This window comes from Rhizobium mulingense (genome assembly GCF_029194105.1).
GTDB lineage: Bacteria > Pseudomonadota > Alphaproteobacteria > Rhizobiales > Rhizobiaceae > Rhizobium > Rhizobium mulingense.
Map to the genome: position 1 here is coordinate 20,199 of NZ_JARFVE010000001.1, position 9,435 is coordinate 29,633.

6 protein-coding genes are annotated in these 9,435 nt (G+C 64.6%); 3 read left to right on the forward strand and 3 right to left on the reverse strand.

Translation table 11 applies throughout. The features are described 5' to 3' along the window. The first annotated feature begins 398 nt into the window (after nt 1-398). Together PYR71_RS00120 and PYR71_RS00125 are read left to right on the forward strand one after the other, a co-directional pair. Nucleotides 399-1,700, forward strand: coding sequence for a TCR/Tet family MFS transporter (locus PYR71_RS00120; protein ID WP_323115718.1), 1,302 nt, complete (start codon nt 399-401; stop codon nt 1,698-1,700). A gap of 428 nt (nt 1,701-2,128) precedes the next feature. Beyond that, nucleotides 2,129-2,413 carry a GIY-YIG nuclease family protein gene (locus tag PYR71_RS00125; protein ID WP_020920629.1) on the forward strand — a complete coding sequence of 95 codons (285 nt, stop codon included), beginning with the start codon at nt 2,129-2,131 and terminating at the stop codon, nt 2,411-2,413. 1,220 nt (nt 2,414-3,633) lie between these two features. Here the strand turns inward: PYR71_RS00125 and PYR71_RS00130 are convergent. The 3 genes from PYR71_RS00130 to PYR71_RS00140 all read right to left on the reverse strand — a co-directional run bounded on the left by PYR71_RS00130 (nt 3,634) and on the right by PYR71_RS00140 (nt 8,132). Then, nucleotides 3,634-7,029, reverse strand: a complete 3,396-nt coding sequence (locus PYR71_RS00130) for an acyl-[ACP]--phospholipid O-acyltransferase (RefSeq protein ID WP_275617787.1) — start codon at nt 7,027-7,029, stop codon at nt 3,634-3,636. A 94-nt stretch (nt 7,030-7,123) separates the two neighbouring features. Continuing rightward, nucleotides 7,124-7,405 carry a YiaA/YiaB family inner membrane protein gene (locus PYR71_RS00135; protein WP_011424367.1) on the reverse strand — a complete coding sequence of 94 codons (282 nt, stop codon included), beginning with the start codon at nt 7,403-7,405 and terminating at the stop codon, nt 7,124-7,126. A 40-nt stretch (nt 7,406-7,445) separates the two neighbouring features. Then, nucleotides 7,446-8,132 carry a PspA/IM30 family protein gene (locus PYR71_RS00140; RefSeq protein ID WP_275617788.1) on the reverse strand — a complete coding sequence of 229 codons (687 nt, stop codon included), beginning with the start codon at nt 8,130-8,132 and terminating at the stop codon, nt 7,446-7,448. Between the two features lie 111 nt (nt 8,133-8,243). Here PYR71_RS00140 and PYR71_RS00145 point away from each other — a divergent pair, with 111 nt between their 5' ends. Beyond that, nucleotides 8,244-8,858, forward strand: coding sequence for a TetR/AcrR family transcriptional regulator (locus tag PYR71_RS00145; RefSeq protein ID WP_275617791.1), 615 nt, complete (start codon nt 8,244-8,246; stop codon nt 8,856-8,858). Nucleotides 8,859-9,435: the final 577 nt, after the last annotated feature.

Consider the following 9,435-nt stretch of genomic DNA (forward strand, 5'->3'; position numbering starts at 1 on the left):
GCCCGGTTGGCGGTGGAGACGTGATGCAGCGTTGGCGGTGGAGAGGTGGTGCCGGGGTCGACGGAGCAGAGGTAGTGCCGGGACCAAAAGCCGCGCCGAGCGCGGTGAGCGAACCGCGAGCGCGGCGCCACAAAGCGTCACAGCCGCAACCATCCCCCACACAAAAACAGGCTTGCCCTACTCAACCTTCCAGCGTATCTCTTCTCCGTCGCGAAAAGCGACTGCCTCCCTTGATCCGCTCAGTGGCGGAGTAAACAGGTGGACGAATGGGTCGTCCAGGCGGTCGAGCACAGGCCCGCCATGCGCATCAGCCATGGTTCGGCCAGCACCTCCCTGAAACCAGTGCCTGACCAGATCAGGCCTCATCGTGAGCTATCGGCGCACTCTGTCGGCGCTGCCTGCTTGCGTCGACCCGGAACGCACCCATGACCAGATCTCTTATCGTCATTTTCACCGCCATTGTTCTCGATGCCGTCGGCATCGGGCTGATTTTCCCGATCCTGCCGTCGCTGCTCAAGGACATCACCCATGCCGCAAACGTCGCGCCCACTATCGGCGCGATGACGGCGCTCTATGCGCTGATGCAGTTCATCTTCGCGCCGGTGCTCGGGGCGCTGAGCGACCGGCTCGGCCGCCGCCCCGTGCTGCTGATTTCGCTCGCCGGTGCTGCCGTCAACTACCTCTTCCTCGCCTTTGCGGCCAATCTGACCCTACTGTTCATCGGCCGGGCGATCGCCGGGCTGACCAGCGCCAATATCTCGGTGGCGACAGCCTATATCACCGACATCTCGCCGGAAGAGAAACGCGCCCGCCGCTTCGGCCTGTTCAACGCCATGTTCGGCCTCGGCTTCATCATCGGCCCGGTGCTCGGCGGCGTGCTCGGCGATCATTGGCTGCGGCTGCCCTTTATCGCGGCCGCCGTACTGAATGGCGCCAACCTGCTGCTTGCCGTCTTCATCCTGCCGGAATCGCGCCCGGGCAGCCGCGAGACGATCGATCTCGCTGCGCTCAACCCGCTGAAACCGCTGCGCTCGGTGCTGGAGGTCAAAAGCCTGCTGCCCATCGTCATCCTGTTCTTCATCTTCAGCGCCACCGGCGAGGCCTACGGCACCTGCTGGGCGCTGTGGGGCAGCGATGCTTTTCACTGGAACGGGCTGTCGATCGGCCTTTCGCTGGGCGCCTTCGGCATCTGCCAGACGTTTGCCCAGGCCTTGCTGCCCGGACCAGCCGTGAAACTGCTCGGCGAACGCGCGGCGATCCTCGTGGGTGTTGCCGGCGTCTCCCTCGCGCTCGCCGTCATGGCCTTTGCCGGCCAGGGCTGGATGATCTTCGCGATCATGCCGGTTTTCACGCTCGGCGGCATCGGCGTGCCGGCGCTGCAGTCGCTCGCGACCCGGCAGGTCGACGCGAACAGCCAGGGCCAGTTCCAGGGCGTGCTCGCCTCGGCCGTCAGCCTCGCCTCGATCGTGGCGCCGCTCGGCTTTTCCAGCCTCTATTTCCTCTTCCGAGAGGAATGGCCGGGCGCCATCTGGCTATCGGTCGTCGCCGTCTATGCGCTCGCCGTGCCGCTGGTGCTCGGTCTCAGGCTGAAGACGGCGGAGCGTGCGAGCACAAGCCGACGCCGCGGCGCGCCAGAGAATTCCTCGGGGGATGCGTCTGGCGAAACCGCCGACCTCACCTTCCGCCATCCCAGAGCTTGACCCCTGGGAACGCCAGCCACACGCTCCGTCATCCCCAGGGCTTGACCCTGGGATCCATGCGGCTGGCACTGTGTGAAGAGCAGTAGCATTTCCCGTGGGAAAAAGGTGAAGCCGCGTGCGTGGCTGTGGATCCCAGGGTCAAGCCCTGGGATGACGGAGGAGAGGTGGTGCCAGGTGGACCGAGGAGAGGTGGTGCCCGGATAATGGAGCAGAGGTGGTGCCGGGTTGGCCGTAGAAGGATGGGAGAGAAGGTAGCGGATGGGCGGAGAGAGATGGTGTCAGGCCCCCAAGCCGCGCCGGGCTCCATGAATCTAACGCGAGCGCAGCACCGCAAGCTCCGTCGCCGGTGCGTTTAGCGAGCACGCCAATCACACTCTCCGTCATCCCAGGGCTTGACCCTGGGATCCACAACCAAGCACTCTGCCGCCATGGCAGGGTATGTCTACATCGTCACCAACCAGAAAAACGGCACCCTCTATATCGGCGTGACATCCGATCTGGAGCGACGCATCTATGAGCATCGCGAGGGGCTGACGCCGGGCTTTGCCTGGAAATATGGCTGCACCCGTCTCGTCTGGTACGAGGAGCATTGGGACATCGGCAGTGCCATCCAGCGCGAGAAGTCGTTGAAACGCTGGAACCGGCAATGGAAGATCGATCTGGTCGAGGCGATGAACCCTGAATGGGATGATCTCTATCTTACGCTGTGGTGATGCGACGGCAGCGCGTGCGGCCATGGATCCCAGGGTCAAGCCCTGGGATGACGGAGGAGAGGTAGTGCCGGGTTGCCGGTGGAGAGGTGGTGCTTGGATTGCCGGCGGAGAGGTGGTGTCGGGGTGAACGCAACAGAGATCGCGCCGGCCGACAAGCCGCCCCGGCGCGATGAAGCTGCGGCGGAGCGCGGCGCCGCAAGCTGCATCGCCGGTGCGTTTGGCAAGAACGCCAACCACACTCTCCGTCATCCCAGGGCTTGACCCTGGGATCCACGACCAAGCACGGGGCTTAATAATTTCACTGAGTTGGACCCCATCTCAGTCCACTCAGTGCCAGCCGCATGGATCCCAGGGTCAAGCCCTGGGATGACGGAAGAGAGGTGGTGCCGGCCTGGCGCAGGAGAGGTAGTGCCAGGGATGGCGCAGGAGGCCGTATCGGGCTGATGGTGCAAGGGTGGTGCCGGGTTGAGCGGTGGAGAGGGTAGTGCTTGGCTTGCGATGAAGAGGAGGTATCGGTGGACGGAGCAGAGGTGCTGCCGGGACCATAAGCCGCGCCGGACGCGATGAAGCCAACCGCGAGCGCGGCGACGCAAACTGTCTTGCCGGTGCGTTTGGCAAGAACGCCGACCACACCCTCCGTCATCCCAGGGCTTGACCTTGGGATCCACGACCAAGCACGCGGACTTCTATTTCTCTGCAACCGGGCGCCATCGCGATCCACTTGATGCAAGCCGCATGGATCCCAGGGTCAGGCCCTGGGATGACGGAGGAGAGGTAGTGCCGGGTTGATGGCGGAGGGCGTGCCGGAGCCCCAAGCCGCGCCGGGCGCAATGAAGCTGCGGCGGAGCGCGGCGCGCAAGCTGCATCGCCGGTGCGTTTGGCGAGAACGCCGACCACACCCTCCGTCATCCTAGGGCTTGACCCTGGGATCCACAACCAAGCACGCGGACTTCTATTTCTCTGCAACCGGGCGCCATCGCGATCCACTTGATGCCAGCCGCATGGATCCCAGGGTCAAGCCCTGGGATGACGGAGGAGAGGTGGTGCCGGCTTAGAGGAGGAGAGGTAGCGCCGGGTTGGCGGAGGAAAAGTGGTGCCTGGGAAGGAGGAGAGGTATGGCCAGGTTGACGGAGGAAAAGTGAAATCAGGAATGGAGGAGCAGAGGTGATCCGGGGATGACGCAGGAGAGGTGGTGCCCTCCCCTGCATCCCACCCTCCGCCTAGGCCGCCTCCCCCTTCTCAGCCACGCTCTCCGCCAGCTTCCGCGCCGCGACGAAATCGACCTTGCCGGAGCCGAGCACCGGCACCTTGCCGATGGTGACCTCGGCCGGGACCATCATGTCCATGGCGCCCTTCGATTTGGCGAAGGCGAGGAATTCGGCGCGGGTGGCGGTTTCGGCTTCGGTGAGCAGCACCAGGCGCTCGCCCTTCTTGGCGTCGGGCAGCGACGAGACGACCGAGAGCGCGCCGGGCCAGAGCTCGGCGGCGAGCGTTTCGACGGCGGCGAGCGAGATCATTTCGCCGCCGATCTTGGCGAAGCGCTTGGCGCGGCCGCGGATCTTGACGAAACCGTCCTCGTCGATGGTGACGATGTCGCCGGTGTCGTGCCAGCCGTCGGCGAGCGGCTCGAGCACGCCGGGCTTTTCGGCGCGAAGGTAACCGGCCATGACGTTGGCGCCGCGCACATGCAGTCGGCCGCCCTCATCGATGCCGGGCACCGGTTCGAGCTTCCATTCCATGCCCGGCAGGATTTTGCCGACCGTTCCGGAGCGGTTGTACATCGGCGTGTTGATTGAGATGACCGGCGCGGTCTCGGTGACGCCATAGCCTTCCAGGATGCGCAGGCCGAATTTTTCCATATAGGTCTGGCGGGTCGAGGCCTTCACCGGCTCCGCGCCGGAGAAGATATAGCGGATCGAGCGGAAGTCGTAAGGATGCGCGGTCCTGGCATAACCGTTGAGGAAGGTGTCGGTGCCGAAGATGATCGTGGCGTTCGAGACATAGATCAGTTCCGGCACGATGCGGTAATGCAGCGGCGAGGGATAGAAATAGACCGGCACGCCTGATATCAGCGGCAGCACCGTGCCGGCCGTCAGCCCGAAGGAATGGAACACCGGCAGGATGTTGAACACCTTGTCGCCGCTGTGGAAATCGATGCGGGCGGCGGCCTGGGCGGCGTTCGACAGGATGTTGCGGTGGGTCAGCACCACGCCCTTCGGCGTGCCTTCCGAGCCTGAGGTGAAGAGGATGACGGCCGGATCATCCGGCTGGCGCTTGACAAGCGGCCGCCCCTTGCGGAGAAGCCCGCGGATCTTGTCGAGAAGGCCGACTTCGGCTCTCAGATCATCAAGCCAGACGATCGTCACCTGCTTTTGCAGCTCCTCGACGACCGCCCCGAGCTTGGCCTGGGCGACGAACGCGCGCGAGGTCAGCACATGTTTCACTTCCGCCGCCTTGCAGGCGGAGAGGATGTTGGCGGCGCCGGCGGTAAAATTCAGCATGGCCGGCACCTTGCCCGCGCTCATGACGCCGAGAGTGGTGGCGGCGGCGCCATTGGCATTCGGCAGCATGACGCCGATGTATGCTTCCGGGAAGCGGGCGCGGAACTTGGCGCCGAGCACGGCGGCACCGGTCAAGAGCTTGCCATAGGTGAGGCTGCCGGTGACCGGATCCTCGACGGCGAGTTTCTTCATGCCGAATTCGTGGCCGGCCTGAATGACGCGGGTAAGCACGGTCGACGAGGTATCGGCGGTCTGAAACAGCAGGTTCGACATCACCTGATAGAGGGCGGCACCTGCCGCCGTGCGGCGCTTGCGGCCTTTCAGCTCCGGCGCTACTTCCAGCTTCACCGGCTCGAGAATGGTGACCTTGACCTTTGGGAACAGCCGGCGGCGGATCTTGCCGTCGCTGAGATAGGAGAGATAGCTCTTCTCCAGCCCGTCGATCTTGACCGGCACGACCATCGAGCCGGTCTTGTCGGCAACCATGGCGGCGCCGTCATAGACCTTCATCAGCGTGCCGGTCACCGTCAGGCGGCCCTCGGGGAAAATGCCGATCGGGTTGCCGTCCTGCACCACCTTGATCAGCGAGCGCGTCGCCATCGGCTTCGTCGGGTCGAGAGGCAGGAACTTGCACATTTTCAGGAAGGGCCGCACCCACCAAGCCTGGGCGATCTTGTAATCGACGGCGAAGGTCGGCTCCTCCTCGGTGATGGCGAGCGCCAAAGCGCCGTCGAGCAGGCTGACATGGTTCAGTGCAATGATCGGCGCGCGGCCGGCCTTCTTGATATTCTCCAGCCCCTCGACTTCGAGGCGCATGAAGGCGCGGAACAGGATCGAGATGGAATCGCGGAAAGGATTGGTCGGCAGCGTCTTCAGCATCAGCCAGGCGACGGCGAAATTGAGAATGCCGAGGCCGACCAGGATCTGAGGAATGGAGGCGCCGAGCGCCTGGATGACGGCGACGAGGCCGAGGCCGACGGTGATGAACAGCGCCGAGAGCACGTTGGCCGCGCCGATGACGCGGGCGCGGCGGTCCTCATGCGCCCAGGTCTGCAGCGCGGCGAAGGTGGGAACGGCGATGAAGGCGCCCGCGATCGCCATGCCGGCGAGATCGATGGCGACGCGGATGGTGTTTTCGCCGGCGAAGAAATCGAGGATGGTCGTCGCGTGCGCGGTCGAGGCCAGGCCCCAGAGGTTCCAGGCGAGATCGAGGCTGAAGAGGCCGAGCAGCGCCGTGCCGACGGGGGCCGGCAAGAGCACGATGCGGCCGGACGACATCCAGGCGGCGATGGCCGAGCCGACGGCAACGGCGATGGCGAAGACGGTGAGATAGGCCGGCACGACGAGCTCGGAGCCGCCGAGCAGCTCGGTCACCATGGTCGGCAGGATGGAGAGCACGAAGGCGCCGACCAGCCAGAACCAGCAGTTCATCAGCGCCGAGCGCCACAGCCGCTTGTCCTCGCGGATTTCCCGGACGAGGGTGTAGCTGGAGCGGATGACGTTGCGGTCGATCTGAAGATCCGGCGCCTTGGAGCCGGTCGGCGGGATCATCCGGCTCGAAAGCCAGCAGAGCAGCGACAGCCCCATCATCATCGAGCCGAAGAGCAGCACATTGTCGCCGCTGGAAAAGGCGAGTGCTGCGATGATCGTGCCGGCGAGGATGGCGATGAAGGTGCCGCCTTCGATCCAGGCATTGGCCTTCGGCAGGTCACGGCGATCGAGATGATCGGGCAGGATGCCGTATTTGATCGGCCCGAACAGCGCCGAGACGACGCCGAAGCCGAAGAGGGCCGCCATCAGCACTGAGATGGATGAGAGCCCGAGGCCGACGACGGCAAGTGCGGCAATGCCGATCTCGCAGCGTTTCAGCAGCTCGGCGATCCTCGCCTTGTCATGCTTGTCGGCAAGCTCGCCGCCGAGCGCCGAAAGCAGCAGGAAGGGCACGATGAGGATGACGCCGGCAAGCGTCACCAGGGCAGCGCCTTCGCTCGCCGACATCTTGAAGAGAATGAGGAACACCAGCGTGTTCTTCAGAAAATTGTCGTTGAAGGCCGTGAGGAACTGGGTCCAGAACAGCGGCGCGAATTTTCTAGACGTCATCAGATTGTGTTGCACGGCGGGAGTCCTTCTTTAGGCCTGCTGAGAAGGCCACAGAGTTGTTACCCATTGGTTGAATGCGGCAACAACTCTGCGCTGTGGTTAAGGAAGATCAATCTTCATCGCTACGATTGAACTTGACGAGCAGTTTTTCCGTGCGGGCGTCCTCGACCTTGCGGATCAGCTTCTCGGATTCGGCATTGTCGCGCAGCGTCTTGGTGATGTTCACCGTGGTCTGCACCAGCATCAGGATGCCCATGGCGAGATAGCCTTTGCCCCAGAGATCGAGCGGCATCATATAGAGGCCGAGCGCCAGCATGAAGGCGGCAGCACCAAAGGAGATGTAGGAGAAGCTGACCCAGCTGGCGGAATGTTTCTGGAAACTGTCGTTCATGGCAATGATCCTTCAGGGGTGAATGGTTGAATGGATGAATTCAGGCAGCCGGCGTGATGCGGCTCTTCAGCCGAGCAAGCACGTCATCGGCCGATGAGGCGAGCGGCGCGCCGCAGCCGGCATTGGCAAGCTTCTCGATGATGCCGGCCGGCCGCGTGGCGCTTTCCATGTCCTTCAGGGCAGCGGCCGTCAGCTCGTTCTGGCTCTGGCGCAGGCGAAGGCGGGCCAGGGTCTCCTCGGCCTCGTCGAGCGTGGCGAGGCCGGGGCCAGCGACGACGACATCGAGCTTCTGCGCCTCTTCAGTCGCGCGAGCCAGCCGCTCGCCGCGCTGCAGCTCCTGCAGCCGCGCCTCGGCCGAGCGCACGATGGCTTTCAGCTTGCCGATCGATGTGGTGAACTGGGCTTGCGCCGCGACCGAAGCATCACGCTCGGCCTCGAGAAAGGCGATCGCCTCGGCCGCCTCGCGCGCCAGGCCCTCATTGCCCTTATCAAGTGCTGCGCAGGCGCGGGTCTCGAGATCGGCGATGCGGCTGACGATCGTCTGATGCTGCGCCTTCTCCTGCTCGTTCTGGGCGATGGCGACGGCGACGCTGCGCCGTGCCGACTGGATCGATTGCGCCGCATCGCGGATCTGCTGGGATAGCAGCGGCACGGCGTGGCGATCGGCAAAAGCCTGTTCGGCATCATGCGCCCTGCCCCGCAACAGGATGGAAATCAGTTTGAACATTTCTTGCCTCCGGTTTATGAACGTTGTTCACGAGTGCTGTTATGGCAGAATCATGAACGACGTTCAAGATAAATTTTGAACGTCGTTCAAAAAATCGAAGTGGAATGGTTAATGGCCGGCAGGCGAGAAGAAAAACGCGAGGATTTGAAGGCACGGCTGATCGAGGCGGCGCGCGAGCGCATCGCCCGCGACGGGCTGACCAACCTGCGCGCCCGCGACATCACCCAGGACGCCGGCTGCGCGCTCGGCGGTCTCTACACCGTCTTTACCGACCTCGCCGAGCTCGTCATCCACGTCAACTCGTCGACGTTGAAGGCCTTGGAGGCGAAGCTGACCCTGCCCGAAGCCCGCGACAAAAGCCCGACCGATCGGCTCCGCAACCTCGCCCAGGGCTACCTCGCCTTCGCCGTCGAGCACCGCAACCTCTGGAAGGCGCTGTTCGACCACTTCCCCCCCGACACCAGCCCGACGCCGCAATGGCACCTCGACGAACACCTCTTCCTGATGGACGTGATCGCCGAACCGCTCGCCGAACTGCAGCCCGATATGCCGCCGCAAGACCGCGCCATCCGCGCCCGCACCCTCTTCGGCGCCGTCCACGGCGTGGTCAGCATCAGCCTGGAGGGCCGCTTCGTGGGATTGCCGCTGGAGCGGCTGGCACGCGAGGTGGACGAACTGGTGCAGACGATCGCGGCCGGGGCGGAGCGGCGGCGGCTGGGGGAGTGAGGATCGCGTTGAGGGGCAGTAGCGCAGGCCGCCGACGCTGCCGTTTTCGCCGACCCTTCCCCCTCTCCGTCATCCTCGGGCTTGACCCGAGGATCCACACGCAGCCCTCGGCGTGCATAATTTACGAGGGCGTGCCCCCTGCCTTTCCCAGCGCCGACCACCTACACCGCACTCGCCGCATGGATCCCAGGCTCAAGGCCTGGGATGACGGAGTGTGTGGAGGCGCCCTGCCAAACTCCAACCTCCCCGCACCCCGCGGCGCCCAAGCCGCCGCCGTTTTCGCCGGCGGCCTCCACTCTCCGCCATCCGGCCGATGGCATCGCGGTTCTAGCCCGAGCCTCACCCCACCCTCCGTCATCCCAGGGCTTGACCCTGGGATCCACACGCAACGCTCGACGTACATACGGTCACAGACAGGCTGCCCCTGCCGTTTCCAGTGCCGGCGGCCAACACCCTCACTCGCCGCATGGATCCCAGGCTCAAGGCCTGGGATGACGGAGTGTGTGGAGCGCCCTGCCAAGTTCCAACCTTGCCGCACCCCGCGGCGCCCAAGCCGCCGCCGTTTTCGCCGGCGCGC